At 60.7% G+C, this 20,858-nt stretch carries 17 protein-coding genes and 1 pseudogene; 6 read left to right on the forward strand and 12 right to left on the reverse strand.

Annotated features, from left to right (window positions below):
* Positions 1-435, forward strand: a pseudogene (locus AB5Y97_RS12470) (IS30-like element ISAs2 family transposase); the annotation flags it as partial.
* 1,186 nt (positions 436-1,621) lie between these two features.
* Here AB5Y97_RS12470 and AB5Y97_RS12475 read toward each other — a convergent pair.
* The 8 genes from AB5Y97_RS12475 to AB5Y97_RS12510 all read right to left on the reverse strand — a co-directional run bounded on the left by AB5Y97_RS12475 (position 1,622) and on the right by AB5Y97_RS12510 (position 7,972).
* Positions 1,622-2,377, reverse strand: a complete 756-nt coding sequence (locus AB5Y97_RS12475; RefSeq protein WP_368158083.1) for a substrate-binding periplasmic protein — start codon at positions 2,375-2,377, stop codon at positions 1,622-1,624.
* Positions 2,378-2,516: 139 nt separating this feature from the next.
* Positions 2,517-3,263, reverse strand: coding sequence for a transporter substrate-binding domain-containing protein (locus AB5Y97_RS12480; protein ID WP_201906373.1), 747 nt, complete (start codon positions 3,261-3,263; stop codon positions 2,517-2,519).
* Between the two features lie 130 nt (positions 3,264-3,393).
* Positions 3,394-4,140, reverse strand: coding sequence for an ABC transporter substrate-binding protein (locus tag AB5Y97_RS12485; RefSeq protein ID WP_201946042.1), 747 nt, complete (start codon positions 4,138-4,140; stop codon positions 3,394-3,396).
* Between the two features lie 71 nt (positions 4,141-4,211).
* Positions 4,212-4,730: a GDYXXLXY domain-containing protein gene (locus AB5Y97_RS12490; protein ID WP_201946044.1), complete on the reverse strand. Its 519-nt coding sequence runs from the start codon at positions 4,728-4,730 to the stop codon at positions 4,212-4,214.
* A complete protein-coding gene (locus AB5Y97_RS12495; protein WP_201946045.1) occupies positions 4,727-5,731 on the reverse strand; it encodes a DUF4401 domain-containing protein in 1,005 nt (334 codons plus the stop codon). Before AB5Y97_RS12495 ends, AB5Y97_RS12490 begins: the two co-directional genes overlap by 4 nt.
* The gene (locus AB5Y97_RS12500) at positions 5,724-6,662 is read right to left on the reverse strand and encodes a DUF2157 domain-containing protein (protein ID WP_201946047.1); all 939 of its coding nucleotides are present in this window, start codon (positions 6,660-6,662) and stop codon (positions 5,724-5,726) included. The genes AB5Y97_RS12495 and AB5Y97_RS12500 overlap by 8 nt, the downstream gene beginning before the upstream one ends.
* Positions 6,663-6,825: 163 nt before the next feature.
* A complete protein-coding gene (locus tag AB5Y97_RS12505; protein WP_005346773.1) occupies positions 6,826-7,383 on the reverse strand; it encodes a TMEM165/GDT1 family protein in 558 nt (185 codons plus the stop codon).
* 259 nt (positions 7,384-7,642) lie between these two features.
* Positions 7,643-7,972 carry a translation initiation factor gene (locus AB5Y97_RS12510; protein ID WP_005350971.1) on the reverse strand — a complete coding sequence of 110 codons (330 nt, stop codon included), beginning with the start codon at positions 7,970-7,972 and terminating at the stop codon, positions 7,643-7,645.
* A 119-nt stretch (positions 7,973-8,091) separates the two neighbouring features.
* Here AB5Y97_RS12510 and AB5Y97_RS12515 point away from each other — a divergent pair, with 119 nt between their 5' ends.
* From AB5Y97_RS12515 to AB5Y97_RS12525, 3 genes are all read left to right on the forward strand, one after another.
* Positions 8,092-8,319: a FeoA family protein gene (locus AB5Y97_RS12515; RefSeq protein WP_005337384.1), complete on the forward strand. Its 228-nt coding sequence runs from the start codon at positions 8,092-8,094 to the stop codon at positions 8,317-8,319.
* Positions 8,320-8,447: 128 nt separating this feature from the next.
* Positions 8,448-10,718 (forward strand): Fe(2+) transporter permease subunit FeoB, encoded by a 2,271-nt coding sequence (gene feoB / locus AB5Y97_RS12520; RefSeq protein WP_201946048.1) that lies wholly within the window; start codon positions 8,448-8,450, stop codon positions 10,716-10,718.
* Positions 10,715-10,954 (forward strand): FeoC-like transcriptional regulator, encoded by a 240-nt coding sequence (locus AB5Y97_RS12525; protein WP_005350974.1) that lies wholly within the window; start codon positions 10,715-10,717, stop codon positions 10,952-10,954. Before feoB ends, AB5Y97_RS12525 begins: the two co-directional genes overlap by 4 nt.
* 94 nt (positions 10,955-11,048) lie before the next feature.
* Here AB5Y97_RS12525 and AB5Y97_RS12530 read toward each other — a convergent pair whose 3' ends face one another.
* Positions 11,049-11,699 carry a DUF2913 family protein gene (locus AB5Y97_RS12530; RefSeq protein WP_201946050.1) on the reverse strand — a complete coding sequence of 217 codons (651 nt, stop codon included), beginning with the start codon at positions 11,697-11,699 and terminating at the stop codon, positions 11,049-11,051.
* A 98-nt stretch (positions 11,700-11,797) separates the two neighbouring features.
* Positions 11,798-13,093, reverse strand: coding sequence for a DEAD/DEAH box helicase (locus AB5Y97_RS12535; RefSeq protein ID WP_005337380.1), 1,296 nt, complete (start codon positions 13,091-13,093; stop codon positions 11,798-11,800).
* A 286-nt stretch (positions 13,094-13,379) separates the two neighbouring features.
* Here AB5Y97_RS12535 and AB5Y97_RS12540 point away from each other — a divergent pair, with 286 nt between their 5' ends.
* Both AB5Y97_RS12540 and AB5Y97_RS12545 read left to right on the forward strand, forming a co-directional pair.
* Positions 13,380-13,958 carry an O-methyltransferase gene (locus tag AB5Y97_RS12540; protein ID WP_201946052.1) on the forward strand — a complete coding sequence of 193 codons (579 nt, stop codon included), beginning with the start codon at positions 13,380-13,382 and terminating at the stop codon, positions 13,956-13,958.
* Between the two features lie 11 nt (positions 13,959-13,969).
* A complete protein-coding gene (locus tag AB5Y97_RS12545; protein ID WP_201946054.1) occupies positions 13,970-14,368 on the forward strand; it encodes a nuclear transport factor 2 family protein in 399 nt (132 codons plus the stop codon).
* Between the two features lie 91 nt (positions 14,369-14,459).
* On the opposite strand, the gene AB5Y97_RS12550 is transcribed toward AB5Y97_RS12545, so the two are convergent.
* Both AB5Y97_RS12550 and gltB read right to left on the reverse strand, forming a co-directional pair.
* Positions 14,460-15,875, reverse strand: coding sequence for an FAD-dependent oxidoreductase (locus AB5Y97_RS12550; RefSeq protein WP_201946056.1), 1,416 nt, complete (start codon positions 15,873-15,875; stop codon positions 14,460-14,462).
* Positions 15,876-15,887: 12 nt separating this feature from the next.
* Entirely contained in the window at positions 15,888-20,345 is a 4,458-nt protein-coding gene (gene gltB / locus AB5Y97_RS12555) for a glutamate synthase large subunit (protein WP_335844056.1), read from the reverse strand.
* Positions 20,346-20,858 lie beyond the last annotated feature (513 nt).

Below are 20,858 nucleotides of genomic sequence, written 5' to 3' on the forward strand. Positions count from 1 at the left end.
GTGCTGGGCAAGCAAGGCACAGGTGCACTGGTCACCCTGGTGGAGCGCAAGAGCCGGCTCTATCTGGTCAAGCGGGTCGCGAGCAAACAGGCTGGGGTGGTGCGGGATGCGATAATCGAGATGTTAACGCCCTACATCGAGCAGGTGCATACCATCACCTTTGACAACGGCGGCGAGTTTGCCGAACACAAGGCGATAGAGGAAGCGCTGGGTGCCGAGACTTACTTTGCGCACCCTTACTCTTCGTGGGAGCGCGGTCTGAACGAGAACAGCAATGGGCTGTTGAGGCAGTTTATCCCAAAGGGAACAGACCTGAGAGAGGTCACGGACGAGGATGTCAGGAGAGCGGAGCAGTGGCTCAACCTACGACCTCGGAAATGTCTCGGATTCAGGCAGCCTGTCAAGGTATTCGAAGAGTACCGTCAGGCGGCATAGGCGAGTGTCGCACTTCGAAGTTGAATTCGCGTCGGACCTTCTATATAAAACTGTTTCCCGATATGGATATGTGCTGCTTGCTGCTCTGCTCACAATGATTTTTTCACCAATGAAACTACATTGATAATTCTTGTTTCATTGGTGCGGCAATCTGGTCGCGCCATGGGGTGGGTGAGTGGCCGGATCAGAGATAACAACTCTCCAGATCGTTGCCCCGAATATCACAGGGTACTTTTAATTTGCCTCGGTGCTGAAGGTTCGGGGTTGACCCCTGTTGTTCGCCGAGGTGAGCCCGTTTGTCCAGGCCGCGAGGCAGGACGCCGAGCGAGCGCCGCTGGGCCAGGGATGGCCCATCGGCGCGTGCCGTGGGACAAACGGGTGAACCGAGGGAACCCGACGCAGGAGGGCGAACAAGTGGGGGTGGCCTTTCTTTTGGTGACTTTTCTTTGGCCACGCAAAGAAAAGTCACTCGCCAAGCCGCGCAGCGGCGGCGAAACCCCGTCGAGGACGGAGTCCTCGCGTCCTGCATGGCGAAGCCATGCCAACGGGTTAGCGACCCCTCACCCTAACCCTCTCCCGCAAGGGGAGAGGGAACGGTTACCGTGGACGATTACGCTGCGCTAATCGACCCTACTGGCGAAGCCATGCCAACGCGGTTGGCGACCCCTCACCCGCAAGGGGAGAGGGGACGGTTAGCGTGGACGATTACGCTTCGCTAATCGACCCTACCAATTACCCCAAGCGTCCCCCGCGTATGGGGGCATGGGCACCGCCCCGGGGCTGACGGGCAAGCCGTCGAGGGGGCAACCCTCGCACCTTGGCGCAGGCGCGGGAGACCGGCTGGTCTCCGCTAAAGTGGCTACCGCCCCTGACTGTCGCTACCAGATTGCGCCGTTGACCATTGATCTCGGAAAAGGGGTCAACAGACGCCCGTCGCCATATTACGGAGCCAGAGTGGTCTTATCTATGGTTTTGATGAGCTAACTATCAGAAAAGAGTGATTTTTTGCGCTGGCACAAACTTTTATTAATTAGCGATTAGTTGTTGGCTGTCGGGGCTTGGCCGTGGGAGGGCGGTGGGGTGACGCCGCGAGAGGAGTGCAAACGGTAAAGGAGGGGAGCGCAAACGGAAAAAAGCGAAGGGGCCCGCAATGGGCCCCTTGTTGTTGGTGCTCGACGCCGCGCCGCTATTTGGCGGCGGGGGTTGGGAAGTATTTGCTGTGCAGCAGCGGGTATTCGCTGCTCGCCAGTACCTGGGTCAAGCCGGTCTGGAACTCCTTGACCAGCTCGTCGCTCACCGGATGGCTGAAGGCGAAGCAGAACTGCTCCGAACTCAGCACCCACTGCTCCTTGAAGCGGGCGGGATCGAGTTTTTGTTCGACGATCAGCTGCTCCATGGTGGTCTTGTTGGTGGAGACCAGATCGACCCGGCCGGAGGTGAGCATCTTGAGCGCCTGTGCCAGCCGGTTGGCGGCCATCAGTTTGGTTTCGTCAAAGCCGTTGTTGAGCAGCAGTTGCTCCCCCACATCGGCTCGCACCGCCCCGATATTGAACGCCTTGGCATCGTCGAGCTTGGTGATGGTGATATTGCGATCGGCCAGCACCACCAGCACGATCTCGGCATACCCGATGGGGCAGGCCCACTTGAACAGGGGATCCCGCGCCTGGGTGCGGGCGGTGGAGAAGAGCACCGCATTGGGCTTTTGGGTCAGCAGGTAGTAGCCGCGCGCCCACGGCATGATGGTGACGGGCTGCGCTGGCGTATTGGTCTTTTTCCATACCAGTTGCAGCAGTTCGACCGCGAGGCCGGTGGGGGCGCCGCTGGCATCGGCGTAGTTGTAGGGTTTGTACTCTTCGGTGATGTAGTGCAGTTTGCCGAGCTCAGGACTCGCCTGTGCGAGGGTGGCCAGCAGCGCCCCGGCCAATCCAATCCATGGTTTCATTTTTGCCATCCTGATCAAGGGAATATCTGCTCAAGTGTGACCAAGCTGGCCGATTTCGCCAAGGCGACGGAGCATGTTTGGCAAAAAAGCGCGGGCGCATGCCGCCATCTTGCGCCCAATGTCGTCGGCGATCGGGGCGTTAGCGCAGCGGCAGGTATTTGGCTTGCAGGGCCGAGAAATCCGCCGAGGCGACAACGTGGGTCAACGCCTGCTGAAAGAGGGCGACCTCGCTGTCGGGCACCTGACGGCTGAAGGCGTAGCAGAGCGGTCTGGCATCCAGCACGAAGGCGACATGAAAGTTATCCGGCTTGAAGCCCAGTTGTTGCAGGGTTTGATAGCCCGCCAGCTTGTTGGTCGCAAACAGATCGGCGCGACCGGAGGTGAGCATTTTGGCCGCCTGGGTGAGGCGGTTGGCCAGCATCAGCTGGCGCTCATCGATACCGCGTTCGAGCAGCAGCTGTTTGGAGACGGTGGAGCGCACCACGCCGACCTTGTAGCGGCTGATCTCGGCCTCCGAGCCGAGGGTGATGTTATCCGCCTTGCGCCCCAGCAGCACAAACTCCGAGTGATCGATGGGGCAGGCCCACTTGAAGAGCGCCTCCCGCTGCGGGGTTCGTGCGGTGGCAAACAGCACCACATTGGGTTTTTGTTGCAGCAGGTTGTAGCCCCGGGCCCAGGGCAGAATGCGGATGGGCTGCGGCGACACGCCCCGCGCTTTCCAGATAAGCTGCATCAGCTCCACCGACAATCCGGTTGGCATCCCTTGCTGGTCGCTGAAATTAAACGGGGGAGAGATTTCGCTCAGATACTCGAGTTTGCCCGGATCGGCCTGCGCGAAGGTGGCCCACAAGAGCAGTAGCAGATGAGGTAGGTGCCATGTCCGCACGGGAAAGATCCTTCGCAATCAACTATGTAGCCCAGTTTGACTGCTTGCGGCGGGAATAGCTAGCCACCTCTATTGCATCTTTCATCAATAAAATGGGCAGCGAACCGCTGCCCGTCGGGTGAGTCAGTGCTCAGCGCACCGGCAGGTATTTGGCCTGCAATTTACGAAACTCTTCCGAGGCGAGGGCGCGGGTCAGGCCCTGCTGAAAGAGGGTGATCTCGCTGTCGGGCACCTGACGGCTGAAGGCGTAGCAGAGCTGCTCGGCGCTCAGCACCATGGCCACGTTGAAGTCGTCGCTGCTCAGCTTCAGTTCGCGGATGGCGTCATATCCCGCCAGCTTGCTGGTGGCGAGCAGGTCGGCGCGGCCGGAGAGCAGCATCTTCAACCCCTGTGACAGGCGGTTGGCCGGGATGATGTTGTTGTCATCCATGCCGTTGTTGAGCAGCAACTGCTCGGCGGCGTCCGAGCGCACCGCGCTGATCTTGTACTGGCTCATCTGATCGAAGGCGGTCAGGGTGATGTTCTGCGCTTTGCGGCCCAGCAGTATGTACTCCGAGTAGCCGATGGGGCAGACCCACTTGAAGAGCTCCTCCCGCGCCTGGGTGCGGGCGGTGGAGAAGAGCACCACGTTGGGCTTCTGGGTTAGCAAGTAATAACCTCGCGCCCAGGGCAGGATGCGCACCGGCTGGGGTGTCACGCCGCTGTGTTGCCAGATCATCTGCAGCAGATCGACCGCAAGGCCGGTGGGCTGGCCTTGCGGATCGCTGTAGTTGTAGGGGGGGTACTCTTCGGTGAGGTACTCGAGCTTGCCCAGATCAGCCCGGGCCGTCGAGGCCCAGCAGAGCAGCAACAGATGACAGATCAGCCATATCCTCATAGGGAACATCCTTAGCGATCAACCTTCCCTTGAGTGTGACCATGAACAGAGTAAATAGCCACTCACTGCAGTTACCAGCGGGCGCGGATCTGCCCGATGGGCTGGTAGGCCTCATCCCGCAGCCCCACCAGCAGGGTCTTGCCATCCGCTTGCAGCCGGAACTCGCCGTAGCGGGCCGTTTCGTACTGCTCCCCCGTGCCCTCTTCAAAGAAGTAGGCATCGGGGCCGATCTGCCACTGCCGCTCGCTCTGGTGCACCTGCAATAGCCGCTCATCGCTGGCGAGTCGATCCGGTTTGCCATCAGCCACCAGAGTGGCCACCTGATGGGCATCGAGGCGGATCACCAGGGTATCGCTGCCCTTGTTTTGAGTCGCACGGGCATCGCGGCTGGTCAGCTCGCGGGCAATTTCGTAGTTGAGCCGCATGTAATCCCCCTGCATCAGGGAGCGGGGATCGACCGGAGCGAGCCGCAGCAGCACCACTTCGCCGCTGCTCATGGCGCGCTCATAGCGCCAGACCGTGGCATTGATGCCCGCCAGGATGGCGAGGCCGCTCAGCAACAGGGCGAGTTGTCGGGCCACAGGTTTCATGAATCGCTCCTTGCCGCGAAGGTGGTGAGCAGCTGGCGGGCACCCAGCAGCAGGATGCCGGAGCCCAGCAGCAGCCAGGATTTGGTCATCAGGGTGAGCCCCAGATCGTAGTAATAGAGCGAGCCATAGCCGAGCAGCAGCAGGGCCGAGAGGGTCATCAGCCCCAGACTGCCGGCATAAAACCCGAGGAGCAGCACCAGTGCGCCAGCCCCCATGCCGGGGATGATGGCGCTGATCAGCACCAGTGGCAGGCCAAACAGCAGGGGGAGCCTCAGTTTCACCATCACCGCCAGCAGCAGGGCGGCGCAGAGCAGGGGATTGAGCCAGAGCGGCAGGCGGGACAGCCCCAGTTCGTCCAGCACGCTGCTGCCGCCATCCCACAGCGGGTGGTGCAGACGGCCCAGCACCAGCAGGGAGAGGGCCAGCCCCAGCGTGATGGAGTGGTAGAGCTGGTGGCGCTCTGGATCCCTATCTGCCCGCAGCCAGCAGAAGGTGATGGCCGCCATCACCAGCGGCAGCGCCAGCAGTTGCAGCCCGAGGCAGGCGAGGCCAAGGGTGAGCAGCAGGGCCGCCGCCACGCTGTGAAACAGCCGCACCAGCCAGTGATCGAACAGTACGGCGATGGCAAGGGAGAGCAGGCACAACCCAAACCAGAGCAGGGCGTGATGGAGATCCAGCTGATCGAGCAGGCCATAGAGCAGCCAGGCATCGGCCGCCAGGGTAAGGGCCAGTACGAACTGATCCCAGAGATCGCCGCGCTGGCTGCGATTGAGGGCGTAGGCCCCCGCCAGCAGCACGGCCCCCAGCAGCAGGGCGCTGTTGGCCTCGCGGGTCAGCTGCTCGAAGGTGAGAAACAGGAAAAAGAGCAGGAACAGGGCGGCAATCCAGCCCACCAGCCCGAGCAGAAAGCGGCTCGACCAGTGGGGTTGGGTATCACGGGGCATCTCCCCTTCCACCAGATTGGCCTGTTGCAGCGTTTGCCAAAGGGTCAGGTCACTCATGAGACCTCCGTTGTTGTTGCAGCCAGCGGGCGGCGGTGACAGAAAGGCCGATGGCAATCAGGCTCAGCAGCAAGAAGCCATTGATGTCGGGCTCCATCCACTTGCCCAGCGCCGCGAGGATGACGGCAATCAGACTGAGGCACCCCATGGCGAGTCCGGCGATAAATCTGTGGTGCCACAAGGCATAGGCCGCAGCGAGCCAGCCAAGCCAGAGCGGCCACACCAGCGGGGAGGCGGCATCAAACAGCGCCAGCAGGGTGAGCAGGGTGGCCCCCAGACCGGCAGCCAGGCCCGCCAGCCAGCTTGGCATCAGGCGCCAGCGGTTTGGCGCCAGCAGAAGCAGACCCCAGAGGGCGGCGTTGAGCAGGGTAAGGCACCAGCCCAATCCCTCTTCATCGAAGGTAAAGAAGAGCGTGAACAAACCGAGCCGCCAGTAGAGCACCAGCGCCAGCTGGCCGAGAAGCCAGCTTAAGGTCCAGAGCAGCGAGCTTTGGCCAAATACCGCCAGTGGCACCAGCATCAGCGCCCAGGTGGCGAACAGCTGCCAGGGATCGGCGCCGGTCTGGTAGGTCTGACCCACCAGCGCCAGCAGGGCGCCGATATTGAGGGCGATGGCGAGCAGCAGCGCTTGACGAGGGGGATCACCAAGGGGCTTGCGCCACAGCAGAAGCAGCATGGCGAGCAGCGGCGCCTCCAGCAGGGCGAGGCGGGAGACCCGGCCCAGCTCCTGCCAGTTGAAGGCGACGAAGAAGATGAGGCCAGCCCCGATGCAGAGGGCACCGAGCCAGAGCAGCAGCCGGTCAAACAGCCACTGCCAGCGCGCCGGATGGGGGGGAAGATCGGCGAGGGTCAGGGCGTCCGCCAGCTTCTCTGGCGCCAGCCGTCCCTGTTTGACCCATTCGAGAAGCGTCTCTCTTGATACGTTGTGCATGGGGGGACTCCACGAGGTTTGCCCCATTATGGCATGAGGCACCCGCAACCGTGCACTGCCCCTTGGCTGTAAGGCAGGTGGTTGCGACAGCGGGTTACGCAATAGACACAGCAGTAAACAAAAAGCCCTCCACAGGGGAGGGCTTGAGCAGCGGAAAAGGCGGTCAGGCAAAGATCAGAGTGCTCACCCCAAGGCCGACGAAGAGGATGGCGCAGGCGATGCGGATCCCCTTGAGCGGCAGCTTGTCCGCCCCCAGCTTGCCGATCAGCACCACAGGCACGTTGGCCAGCATCATGCCGAGGGTGGTACCGGTAATGACCTGCACCAGCGAGTCATACTTGGCGGCCAGCAGCACGGTGGCAATCTGGGTCTTGTCGCCAATTTCGGCAATAAAGAAGAGTACGAAGGTGGCCATAAAGGGGCCGTATTTATCCAGCGGGCTCTCCTCGTCATCCATCTTGTCCGGCACCAAAATCCAGATAGCCATGGCGATAAAGGCGATGGCGACCAGCCAGGTCATTATCTTGGGATCGAGCCAGCGGCTGATGAACTCACCAATCCAGGCAGCGCCCGCATGGTTGAGCAAGGTAGCCGCCAGCATGCCGGCGATGATGGGCCAGGGCTTGCGAAAACGGCAGATGAGCAGCAACGCCAACAGCTGGGTTTTATCGCCGATCTCGGCAATAGCGACGCTGAGGGTTGAGGTTAACAAGGCTTCCATAAAAATGACCGGGGGACGGAATTGTTATAAACCAAAGACAAGCCTGCGCCATCCGTCCCCGGTATTGGCACTGGCCCGTCAAAGGTCTTGTCAAATCCATGGCTGGCATGGATCACCCTGACCATGGTGATTTGGCACCAAGTATGTTGATCAGGGTCGCAAACCGGTATTCATGCAATGAATGGCACCGGTGTGCGAGACTACTCCCCCTCGATGGGAGCGGGCATTCTAGGGAAAAACCGCATGAGTGACAAGGGGATCAGCCACCCACCAGCTTGACGCTGAAACCGGCTTTCTCCAGCTCGGTTTTGATCAGGTCCCGTTTATCCCCCTGGATCTCGATCACTCCCTCCTTGATACCGCCTCCGGTGCCGCACTTTTTCTTGAGTAGGGTGGCCAGGGATTTTTGCTGTTCGGCGGGTACGCCATGAATGGTGATCACCCCGGCACCCTTGCGCCCCTTGGTCTCGCGGCGAATGCGCACGGTGCCGTCGGTGGGGAAGGGGGAGGCGGATTGGGGAGCGCTCTGCTCCTTGATCATGCCGCCATCTGTGCTGTAAACGAGGCGGCTGTTGTTGTCGTGACTCATGGCAATACTTTATGGGTTAGCTAAGCGGAGTTTGATTTTACTCAAATAAAAGTTGAAGACACAGCTTATAATGCCCCAAGTAAAAGCGAATTATTATTGTTTAACTTCAGGAGTCAGTCATGGTACTCACGCAGTTGTCACCGGGACAGAGTGCTCGCATCAAGAATATGAATCAGCTCGCCCGGCCGCTGCGCCGCAAACTGATGGTGATGGGCCTGTTGCCCCAGACTGAAGTCATCTATCTGCGCTCCGCCCCCCTGGGGGACCCGCTCCAGATCCAGTGCCAGGGGATCTGTCTCTCCATGCAAAAGAGTCTGGCCCAGCAAATAGAAGTCGAGCCGGTATAACCCGCTGCTCGGCTGCCGCTCCGGTCAAGAAAGTCACCGGGAGCGGTTCAGAGACAAGAAGTCGAACCTGCAAAGCGGCTTGCCACACGCACGCGGCGGGTTCAGAAGAAAATAGAGGTAGAGCTGGTATGAATTATTCCCTGGTAACGGTAGGTAACCCCAATAGCGGCAAGACCTCCCTGTTCAACGCCCTGACCGGCGCCCGCCAGCAGGTAGGCAACTGGAGTGGTGTCACCGTCGACAAGAAGATGGGTGAGTTCAGTGCGGGTGAACATCACTTCAAGCTGATGGATCTGCCCGGTATCTATAGCCTGGCCAGTCAGGATGGCAGTCTGGACGAGCAGATCGCCAGCCGCTTTGCCCAGGGCCAACAACCCGACCTGCTGCTCAACGTCATCGACGCCGCCAATCTGGAGCGCTCCCTCTACCTCACGCTGCAACTGCGCGAACTGGGCCTGCCCATGGTGGTGGTGCTCAACAAGCTGGATATCCTGCAAAAGCGCCGCATCGTCATCGACGAGAGCAAGCTCGGCAAATCCCTCGGTTGCCCGGTGGTGGCCCTCTCTGCCCACAACAGCAAGCAGGTTGCCGCCTTCAAGCAGCAGATTCGGCAGTTTATCGGTCAGCCGCAAGCCGCCTTGCAGCTCGATTACGGCCACGAGCTTGAAACCGATCTGGCGGAGTTGGAGACCCTGCTCGCCCCGCATCACCTCACTACCCGTGGTCGCGCCCTGCGCCTGTTGGAAGAGGATGCGGTGATGCAGGAAACCCTGCTGCCCGGTCAGCAGGCGGCCGCCGCCAATGTAGTGGCTCGCGCCCATCAGGGACAGGATATCGACCTGCAACTGGCGGATATTCGCTACGGCCATATCCACCAGTGGGTACAACAGGCTCGTCAGCAGAAGGGCAAGCTCACCGAGGCCCAGAGCGAGTGGCTGGATCGGGTGCTGCTCAATCGCTGGATTGGCATCCCCTTCTTCCTGTTTGTCATGTACCTGATGTTCCTGTTTGCCATCAACGTCGGCAGCGCCTTTATCGACTTCTTCGACATCATGGGCGGCGCCCTGTTTGTCGATGGGGTGCACCACCTGCTGGGGCTGGTCAATGCCCCCGAGTGGCTGGGCGCCATTCTGGCAGACGGCTTTGGCGTTGGTTTGCAGACCGTGGCCACCTTTATTCCGGTGATTGGCTGCCTCTATCTGTTCCTCGCGGTGCTGGAGAGCTCCGGCTATCTGGCCCGCGCCGCCTTCGTGGTGGATGCCCTGATGCGCCGCCTCGGCCTGCCGGGCAAGGCGTTCGTGCCGATGCTGATGGGCTTTGGTTGTACCGTCCCCTCGGTGATGGCGGCCCGTACCCTCAACTCCGAGCGGGAGCGGCTGATGACCTCCGCCATGGCTCCCTTCATGTCGTGCGGTGCCCGTCTGCCGGTTTACGCCCTGTTTGCGGTGGCTTTTTTCCCCGAGTCTGGCCAGAACCTGGTGTTCGGTCTCTACCTCATCGGCATTCTGGTGGCGGTGCTCACCGGCCTGTTGCTGCGCAGCACCCTGCTGCCGGGCAAGAGCGACTCCATGCTGATGGAGATGCCGGATTACGAGTGGCCGCGGCCGGTCAACGTTGCCATCAAGACCTGGCAGAAGCTCAAATCCTTCGTCTTTGGCGCCGGTAAAACCATCGTACTGGTGGTTGCCGTGCTGAGCGTGCTCAATTCCCTGGGTACCGATGGCAGCTTTGGCCATCAGGAGCAGGAGAGCTCGGTCCTGAGCAAGATAAGCCAAGCGGTGACCCCGGTGCTGCACCCCATCGGTGTACGCGATGACAACTGGCAGGCCACGGTCGGTATCGTCACCGGTATCTTCGCCAAAGAGGCGGTGGTCGGTACCCTCAACAGCCTCTACGCCGGTGGTGGCGATGCAGAGGAGGAGAGCGAGTTCTCGCTGGTGGCCAGTTTCCACGAGGCGATCGATGCCGTGGCGGCCAATCTGGCGGAGATCAACCCGAGCGACCCCATGGGGCTTGATGTTGGCAACCTCGACGACCAGAAAGCTGCCGCCGAGGCGCAGGAGGTGGATGTCTCCACCTACGGCAATATGCAGACCCACTTCGACGGGGCGGCCGGTGCCTTTGCCTACCTCTTGTTCGTGCTGCTCTACATGCCTTGCGCCGCCGCCATGGGCGCGCTGGTGCGGGAAACCGGTCGTCAGTGGGCGCTGATGACGGCGGTATGGTGCAACTATATGGCCTTTATGTGCGCGACCCTCTTCTATCAGGTGGCCACCTTCGCCGCTCACCCGGAGCAGAGCCTGTTCTGGATCGTCAGCTACGGCCTCTCTCTGGGACTGCTCTGGTGGGCCGGTCGCCGTCACGGTGACATCGTTGCCCGCAAGGTGGTGACCTTATGATCCTGCGCGAGCTGGGGGATTACCTCGCCGCGCAGCAGAAGGTGAGCCGGCGTGATCTGGCTCGCCACTTCCACACCTCGGAAGATGCGGTGGAGGCCATGCTCGGCGTCTGGATGCGCAAGGGGCGGGTCATCAAGCGCGAGAGTCGGGTCTGTGGTGGCAGTTGCTGCGGCAAGAGCGAGGAGGTGATGTTCGAGTGGTGTGACGCGGGCCAGATTGGCATCAAGATCCGCTAAACGACTACTCAACCTCATCACCAAATATCGAACAATAAAAAACGGCAGATCCTGCTCAAGGGTCTGCCGTTTTTATTGCTGAAGACAGGCGGGCTCAGGCGCCTTGGCGAGCCTCGCTCAGCAGTGCCAGCGCCGGTTGGGCGTTGTCCGGCATCAGCCGGTAGGCTTTGTGGTGTTTGACCAGGGTGGTTTTCTTGTTGCCCTGGCTCAGCAGCAGGCCGTGCTTGAAGGCCGCCTCGGCCAGCACCTTCTCGTCACCGCGCACATAGAGGGTGAGGGGGTTGACAAGCTCACCGTCCTCGATATGGCCTTCATATTCGCTATGGCTTACCACCAGACTCGCTTGACCGCCCGATTGCAGGCGCAGCTTGGCGTTCACCTCGCTCTCGGTCAGCACCAGCCAGCCTGCCGCCGTCAGATCCTCCAGCAGGGCCGCCAGCTTGGCTCCCAATTGCTGCGGATTGGTCATGGCGCACTGGTATTGGAAGGCGATGCGCGCAAGCAATCCCTTGAGATCGGCACCCGCGCCCAGGGTGCGGCCAAGCTGCACCCAAGCTTTCAAATCTTCCATCACCAGACGGGAGAAGCGCTTCTCCTTGAGGGAGTCGGCCATCCAGGTGCAGAGAAAGTGGCTCTCTTGCGCCGGAGTGCGCTTGCCCGCCTTTTGCTCGGCGGTGCGGGCCAGTTCGGCCAGGCTTTGAGTGGCCATCTCGAGCAGGGCCTGATTGTAGGTAGGAGAGGTCATAAGCAATCCTTGAGTTGACCACCAGGGGCCAACACCGATGACAGAGATGGCAAAGGCGCCAGTGGCGCCTTTGCGGTTCAATAGAGCAACTGCCCGCCTTATTTCGGCTGACGGGGCTTCTTGGCTGCAGCCAGACGCTTGAGGCGCTGACCCTGCAGCTTGGCTTCGGCCATCACCTGGGCCACGGCGTTATCTTCACGCTGCGGGCGCTTACCAAAGCGACGACGCTCTTGCAGCTGTTTGATCAGCTCGTCACGGCTGCTCACCTCATAGCCCGGCACCATGATGCGGCGGATCTTCTGGCCGATCAGGGCCTCGATCTCCAGCAGGGTACGCTCCTCTTCACGGCTGACGAAGGAGATGGCCATGCCGCGCTTGCCGGCACGACCGGTACGGCCGATGCGGTGCACGTAATCTTCCGCCAGGAACGGCAGATCGTAGTTGACCACGTATTCCAGATCCGGAATGTCCAGACCACGGGCGGCCACTTCGGTGGCGACCAGTACCCGTACCTTGCCTTCCATGAATTCGCGCAGGGCGCGGCGACGGTTGCCCTGGGCCTTCTCGCCATGGACAACTGCGGACTTGATGCCGTCGAGGTTCAGCTCCTCGACCAGCACATCACAACTCTCGCGGGTACTGGCGAACACCAGCACCTGCTGCCAGTTCTGCTTGCCAATCAGCTCGGAGAGCAGCTCGCGCTTGCGCTTCTGCTCGACCGGATAGACGGTGTGGCTGACGGTGTCGGCGGTGGAGTTCTGCTTGTTGACGCTGACGATCTGCGGTCTGTCCAGCATCAGGTTGGCCAGCTTTTTCACCGCGTCGGAGAAGGTGGCGGAGAAGAGCAGGTTTTGACGGGTCTTGTTGACCGCTTGCAGGATTTTCTGCACATCGGCACTGAAGCCCATGTCGAGGATGCGATCCGCTTCATCCATCACCAGACACTCGACGCCAGAGAGGCTGAGGTTGCAGGCGGTGAGGTGCTCCAGCAGACGGCCCGGGGTGGCCACAATGATGTGAGCGCCCGCTTTGAGCTTCTTGGCCTGCACGTCCTGCTTGCCACCGCCGACGATGGTGATGGTGGTGATATCGAGATACTTGGCGAAGTCATTGATGTTGCTCGCCACCTGAGCCGCCAGCTCGCGGGTCGGGGTCAGGATCAGCACCCGGGCGTTGGAAGGCTGGACCGGAGCCGGATTGTCTACCAGACGCTGCAAGATGGGCAGGGCGAAGGCGGCGGTCTTGCCGGTACCGGTCTGGGCGCTGGCCAGCACATCGCGGCCACGGCGAATGGCCGGGATCGCCTGTTGCTGCACAGGGGTCATCTCCTGATAACCGCAATCTGAGACAGCACGCAAAATCTCGGGGGCAAAATCGAACGATTCAAATCTCATAATGGGTTCCTGTGTTCCAGCTGGGCTGTGTTTGGCTTGGTTAGCTCGGCATGAGCGAGACGGAGGTTGTAACCACCGACGGCTGCGCCTGACATCAAGTCAGAGAGTGAGCCGGAAAATGGCGGGCGCGAAGTGTAACAGATAGACGTCACAAATTCTGCCTCAAATGGTTGTCCTTTTCTCATCCTTTGTGGTGTGAATGGTGGTTGAAAGCAATCATTTGACTCCCAAAGACCAAGCCAAGGGTGTGGGATAATGGTTTTGGGCAAGGACGAAAGGGATATCGATGGAACTGGAACAGTTAAAACGCCAGCTGGAGCAGCTTGGCGAGCGCAATGACAGCATGCAGCAGGTACGCCACCGCAAGTTGCTCAATATCACCCGCGACACGGGGGAGTTGCTGTCAGTATTGGTGCAGACCCGTGGGGCGCAGGCGGTGCTGGAGATTGGCACCTCTAATGGTTACTCCACGCTTTGGCTGGCAGAAGCTGTGCGTCGGTTGGAGGGGCACGTGACCACCATTGAGCGGGATGAGGATAAGCGCGTGTTGGCCCATGACAACTTTCAGCGGGCAGGGCTGGCCCCCTGGGTAACCTTGCTGGCAGGGGATGCGAGTGAGCTGTTACCGACCTTGCCGCAAGGCGGCTATCAGCTCATCTTCCTCGATTCGGATCGTCAGCACTACCGGGCATGGTGGCCGCAGATCCGCCGCCTGCTGGCACCCCGTGGCCTGCTGGTGGTTGATAACGCCATCTCCCATCGCCGCGAGATGGTGGAGTGGATGAACGAGGTCGGGCAGGACCCGGCCTTTGCCACCTCGCTGGTGCCGGTCGGCAAGGGGGAGTGGCTGGTGGTGCGTGTGTAGGGAGAGTGAGTATGGAATTGAACACCATGGGGCCAAAAGCAGTGGTAGAGGCCTATTGGCAGGAGATGCAGAGCAATGACTTTGCGAAGGCGGCAAGCTGGCTGGGAGATGATTTTTTCTGTGACTGGCCCCAATCGGGAGAACGGATTGTGGGGCGAGAGAATTTTATTGAGATCAATCGTCGCTACCCCGCAGCTGGCCTGTGGCGCTTCGAGATTGTCCGTCTTCTGGCACAAGGGAGTGAGGTGGTCAGTGAGGTGCTGGTCAGCGATGGGGTCGTAAATGCTCGCGCCATCACATTTCACCATGTTGCGGAAGGTAAAATTCAACAGCAGACCGAGTATTGGCCCGATGAGTATGCCGCGCCAGAATGGCGCAGTTCTTGGGTTTGTCCGATGCCAAAGAGTTAGCCATCGCTATTCACTGGCGGCATGTCAAAGAAATCAGCCCCGCATTGGCGGGGCTGATAGTGAAAGCGCATCAGGGTCTTGGTCGGTCGGATCAGACCGCCAGATAGTCCATGATCCCTTCGGCCGCCTTGCGCCCTTCGTAGATGGCGGTCACCACCAGATCGGAGCCACGTACCGCGTCGCCACCGGCGAACACCTTGGGGTTGCTGGTCTGGAAGGCATACTCCGCCTGCTCGCGGGCCTTGATGCGATCCCGGTTGTCGAGCTCGATGCCGAACTCCGCCATCCAGGGCTGGGGGTTGGGCTGGAAGCCAAACGCCATCACCACCGCATCGGCAGCCAGCACCTGCTCGGAGCCCTCGATGATCACCGGATTGCGGCGGCCATTGGCGTCGGGTTCACCCAGCTCGGTGCTCACCACCTTGATGCCGACGGTGCGACCATGGGCATCCAGCTCGACAGCTACCGGTTGCAGGTTGAACATGAATTCAACCCCCTCCTCGCGGGCGTTTTTCACCTCCCGCTTGGAACCCGGCATGTTCTCCTCGTCGCGGCGATAGGCACAGATCACCTTGGCGGCCCCCTGACGGATGGCGGTACGTACACAGTCCATGGCGGTATCGCCACCGCCCAGCACCACCACCTGCTTGCCGGCGAAGTCGATATAGTCGGCTTGCGCCTTCTCAAAGCCCAGCAACCGGTTGGCGTTGGCGATGAGGTAGGGCAGGGCATCATAGACGCCCGGCGCCTCTTCGTTGGCAAAGCCGCCCTTCATGTACTTGTAGGTGCCTACCCCGAGGAAGACCGCATCGAACTCGCCGAGCAGATCGGCGAAGGTGATGTCCTTGCCCACCTCGGTTTCGAGACGAAACTCCACGCCCATCCCCTGGAAGATCTCGCGGCGACGCTGCATCACCTCTTTTTCCAGCTTGAAGGAGGGGATGCCGAAAGTGAGCAGGCCACCGATCTCCGGGTACTTGTCAAACACCACCGGGGTGACGCCATTGCGTGCCAGCACATCGGCACAGGCGAGGCCTGCAGGGCCGGCACCGATGACGGCGACCCGCTTGCCGGTCTTGACCACGTTCGAGAGATCGGGCTTCCAGCCCATCTCAAACGCCTTGTCGGTGATGTATTTTTCGATGTTGCCGATGGTCACCGCGCCGAAGCGATCGTTGAGGGTGCAGGAGCCCTCACAGAGGCGATCCTGCGGGCAGACCCGACCGCACACTTCCGGCAGGCTGTTGGTCTGGTGGGAGAGCTCCACCGCCTCCAGAATGCGCCCCTCTTTGGCCAGCTTCAGCCAGTTGGGGATGTAGTTGTGGACCGGACACTTCCACTCGCAGTAGGGGTTGCCGCACTCGAGGCAGCGATCCGCCTGCATCTGTACCTGCGGCTGATTGAAGGACTCGTAGATCTCCACAAACTGGATTTTGCGGATCTTGAGCGGCTTCTTGGGCGGGTCGACCCGCTGGACATCGATAAACTGAAATACGTTCTGGCTCATAGGGTTCCCTCCTTATTGCGCCTGGATTCTGAGTTCTGCACTGGAACGGCTGGTGTGACCCAGCAGCGATTTCACGTCGCTGGACTTGGGTTTGATCAGCCTGAACTTGGGCACATAGGAGTCGAAGTTGGCCAGGATCTCCTCGGCGCGCGAGCTGCCTGTCTCATTGAGGTGCGCCGTGATGATGCCGCGCAGGTGCTCCTGATGGATGGCGAGATCCGCCACGTCCAGCAGTTCCACCAGCTCGGGGTTGGTGCGCTTGGCGAAGTTGCCGCACTCGTCGAGCACGTAGGCAAAGCCGCCGGTCATGCCCGCCGCGAAGTTGACGCCGGTCTGACCGAGCACGGTGACGATACCACCGGTCATATATTCACAGCCGTTGTCGCCAATCCCCTCGACTACCGCCAGGGCGCCGGAGTTGCGCACCGCGAAACGCTCGCCGGCAGTGCCTGCGGCGTAGAGTTTGCCGCCGGTGGCGCCGTAGAGGCAGGTGTTGCCGATGATGGCCGCTTCATGGGATTTGAACGCCACGCCGACGTGGGGCTTGATCACCAGCTTGCCGCCGGTCATCCCCTTGCCCACATAGTCGTTGGCGTCACCGGTGAGGATCATCTCAAGGCCACCTGCGTTCCAGACGCCGAAGCTCTGGCCTGCGGTGCCGTTGAAGTGCACCTTGACCGGATCTGCCGCCATCCCCTGGTTGCCGTGGCGTTTGACGATCTCACCCGAGAGGCGCGCACCCACCGAGCGGTCGGTGTTGCGAATGTCGTAGCGGAACTCGCCGCCGCTTGAGGTCTCGACCGCCTCCAGCAGGTCTTCCACCATTTTCAGGTTGAGCGGTCCCTTGTCGAAGGTGGGGTTGTGCTGCTGGCTGAACAGGCTGGAGCCTGCCGGAGCAACCGGACGGGCCAGAATGCCGGAGAGATCCAGCTTGGCCTGACGAGCGGTGAGGCCGGGCAGGGCTTCCAGCAGATCGGTGCGGCCAATCAGGTCGGTCAGCTGGGTGACGCCGAGCTGGGCCATCAGCTCGCGGGTCTCCTCGGCGATGAACTTGAAGTAGTTCATCACCATCTCCGGCAGGCCGGTGAAGTGCTCGCGACGCAGCTTCTCATCCTGAGTGGCAACGCCGGTGGCGCAGTTGTTCAGGTGGCAAATACGCAGGTATTTGCAACCGAGCGCCACCATGGGGCCGGTGCCAAAGCCGAAGCTCTCGGCGCCGAGGATGGCCGCCTTGATGATGTCGAGGCCGGTTTTGAGACCGCCATCCACCTGCAGCCGCACCTTGTGGCGCAGACCGTTGGCGACCAGCGCCTGTTGGGTTTCAGCCAGACCCAGTTCCCACGGGGAGCCGGCATATTTGACCGAGGTGAGGGGGCTCGCGCCAGTGCCGCCGTCATAACCGGAGATGGTGATGAAGTCGGCATAGGCCTTGGCCACGCCGCAGGCGATGGTGCCCACGCCGGGCTCGGAGACCAGTTTCACCGACACCAGACAGCTCGGGTTGATCTGCTTGATGTCGAAGATGAGCTGGGCCAGATCCTCGATGGAATAGATGTCGTGGTGCGGCGGCGGCGAGATCAGGGTTACGCCGGGCACGGAATAACGCAGCTGGGCGATCTGGGCCGTCACCTTGTCACCGGGCAGCTGGCCCCCTTCGCCGGGCTTGGCGCCCTGCGCCACCTTGATCTGCACTACATCGGCGTTCATCAGGTAGTGGGGGGTGACGCCAAAGCGGCCGGAAGCCACCTGCTTGATGCGGGAGTTCTTCTCGGTACCGAAACGCTTGGGATCTTCGCCCCCTTCGCCGGAGTTGCTCTGACCGCCGAGGCGGTTCATGGCGACAGCCAGTGCCTCGTGGGCCTCAGGGCCGAGGGCACCGATGGACATGGCGGCGGAGTCGAAGCGGGGGAACAGCTTGTCGGCTGGTTCAACCTGATCCAGCGCGACCGGATTGTCGACCTTCTTCAGGGCAAGCAGATCGCGCAGGGTGGCAACCGGGCGCTCGTTCACCAGACGGGCGTACTCCTTGTAATCGGCATAGTTGCCGGAGCGCACCGCGGTTTGCAGGGTCTGCACCACATCCGGGTTGTAGGTGTGGTACTCGCCGCCGTGAACGAACTTGAGCAGGCCGCCATGGGGGAGGGGCTTGCGCACCAGCCAGGCCTGACGGGCCAGATTGTGCTGATCCTGCTGGATGTCGGCAAAATCGGCACCCTGAATACGGCTGGAAACGCCGCGGAAGCAGGTATCGACCACCGACTTGGCCAGACCCACTGCCTCAAACAGCTGGGAGCAGCGGTAGCTGGCGACCGTGCTGATGCCCATCTTGGACATCACCTTGTAGAGCCCCTTATTGATGCCGTTGCGGTAGTTGACCATGGCCTGGCGCAGGGACATGGTGAGCACGCCCTCTTCAACCTGTTTGGCCAGGGTTTCGTAGGCCAGATAGGGGTAGATGGCGGTCGCGCCAAAGCCCAGCAGCACCGAGAAGTGGTGCGGGTCACGGCAGCTTGCGGTCTCCACCAGAATGTTGGCGTCGCAGCGCAGGTTGTTGTCCACCAGGGTACGCTGCACTGCACCCACCGCCATGGCGGCCGGGATCGGCAGGGTATCCATGCTGATGTCGCGGTCCGACAGCACCAGCAGCACGGTGCCACTCTTTGCAGCGGTTTTGGCCTCGTCGCAGATGCGCAAGATGGCCGCTTCCAGCCCCTCTTCGGGCTTGAAGTTGAGGCTGATCACCTGATGACGGTAGTACTCACCTTCCAGTGCCAGCAGCTGGTGGAAATCGGAGTAGAGCAGGATCGGTGACTGGAACAGCACCCGGTGGGCGTGGCCGAAGGTCTCGTTGAAGACGTTCTGCTCGCGACCGATACAGGTGGCCAGCGACATGACGTGGTTCTCACGCAGCGGATCGATGGGCGGGTTGGTCACCTGGGCAAACATCTGGCGGAAGTAGTCATAAAGGGTGCGCGGGCCGGAGGAGAGCACCGCCATCGGGGTGTCATCCCCCATGGAGCCGACCGCTTCCTGACCGTTCTCACCCAGTACCCGGATGATCTGATCCAGCTCCTCGAAGGAGTAGCCAAACAGCTTCTGATAGGTTTTCAGCTGGTCGTCGGAGAACTCGCGGCTACCGGTCTGGCTGTCGTCCATCTGCTCGAAGGGGACCAGTCGGCGGCAATGTTTATCCATCCACTGCTTGTAGGTGTGACGGTTTTTGAGGTCGTCATCGATCTCGAAGCTGGTCCACACCTTGCCGTTGCTGGTATCCACCACGAACAGCTCGCCTGGGCCGACCCGGCCCTTCTCCAGCACTTCGTCCGGGGTGTAGTCCCAGGTGCCGACCTCGGAGGCGAGGGTGATGAACTTGTCCTTGGTGATGACGTAGCGGGCCGGACGCAGACCGTTGCGATCTAGTGCGCAGGTGGCGTAGCGACCATCGGTCATGACGATACCGGCTGGGCCATCCCACGGCTCCATGTGCATGGAGTTGAAGTCGTAGAAGGCGCGCAGGTCGTCATCCATGTTCGGGTGTTTTTGCCATGCAGGCGGGATCAACAGGCGCATGGCGCGGAACAGGTCCATGCCACCGGCGAGGAAGAGATCCAGCATGTTGTCGAGACTGGAGGAATCCGACCCCGTGGTGTTGACGAAGGGGGCCGCTTCCTGCAAATCGGGGATCAGCGGCGTCGCAAACTTGTAGCTGCGCGCTTTGGCCCACTGGCGGTTGCCGGCGATGGTGTTGATCTCGCCGTTGTGGGCCAGATAGCGAAACGGCTGCGCCAGCGGCCAGCGCGGGCTGGTGTTGGTGGAGAAGCGCTGGTGGAAGACGCAGATGGCCGCCTGCATACGGATGTCGGCGAGATCCAGATAGAAGCGCGGCAAGTCCACCGGCATGCACAGCCCTTTATAGACTGTGACCAGGTTGGAGAGGCTGACCACATAGAAGTAGTCGTCGTTGACGCGCTTTTCGATGCGGCGGCGCACGATATAGAGACGGCGCTCGAGATCCTTGTCGACCCAGCCGGGCGGGGCGTTGACAAAGACCTGTTCAATGCTGGGCAGGGAGGCTTTGGCGATGGTACCGAGTACGTTGGTATCGACGGGCACCTTGCGCCAGCCGACCAGACTCAGGGTCTCTTTTTCCAGCTCTTCGTCGATGATGTCGCGGGTCTGCTGGGCCAATACGGGGTCAGGGTTGAGAAACAGCATGCCGACCGCATAGTTGCGGCCAAGGTGCCATCCCTTCTCCTCGGCGACAGCTCTGAAGAAGCTGTCCGGTTTTTGCAGCAGCAGACCGCAACCATCGCCGGTCTTGCCATCGGCGGAGATCCCGCCGCGGTGCTGCATGCGAGCCAATGCTGACATCGCGAGACGGACAAGCTTGTGGCTGGCTTCCCCTTCCATGTGGGCCAACAGGCCGAAGCCACAGTTATCCCTCTCCAGCTTTGGATCATATAGTGACATTGCATTTCTCCCTTGCTCGGCCTTGTATCGCACAGTCATCACCTGACTGCATAAATTGCGATTGGCTCTTGTGGTTCCGTCTGCCTGACGTGGCGAATCTCCAAACTAATGGGATTTTCTGGCGAGGTCAATCGCAGGTCAGGTTTGTCTTCATGGTTACATTCGCATAACAAAATGTCGGGTTAGGGGGATTAGCTCGCAGTTATGGAGTGTTTATTCTGTGTGGCTTGATTTTGTTGGTTAAATATATCGCCATTGACGGGCTCAATGGTGCGCTCGGCGACGATGGGCGAATGTAGTAATTTTACCAACCCGATGTGGCCGACAGCGGAAGGGATCACATTTTCAATATCCCATGCTTGCAATTGTGTGCTGTCGGGTCTCTTTGAATTTCTCATTGTTCAACAGTGGGTTATCAGGTCTCATTTTCATATGGATGTTTACTGTTTGAATCGTCAAAGAACTGTAAAAATCCTTTTTTTGCGCTTTTTCTCTATATTTATTCAAAATTGG

The sequence above is a fragment of the Aeromonas sp. R10-2 genome (genome assembly GCF_040908445.1).
In the GTDB taxonomy this organism is placed as follows: Bacteria; Pseudomonadota; Gammaproteobacteria; order Enterobacterales; family Aeromonadaceae; genus Aeromonas; species Aeromonas veronii.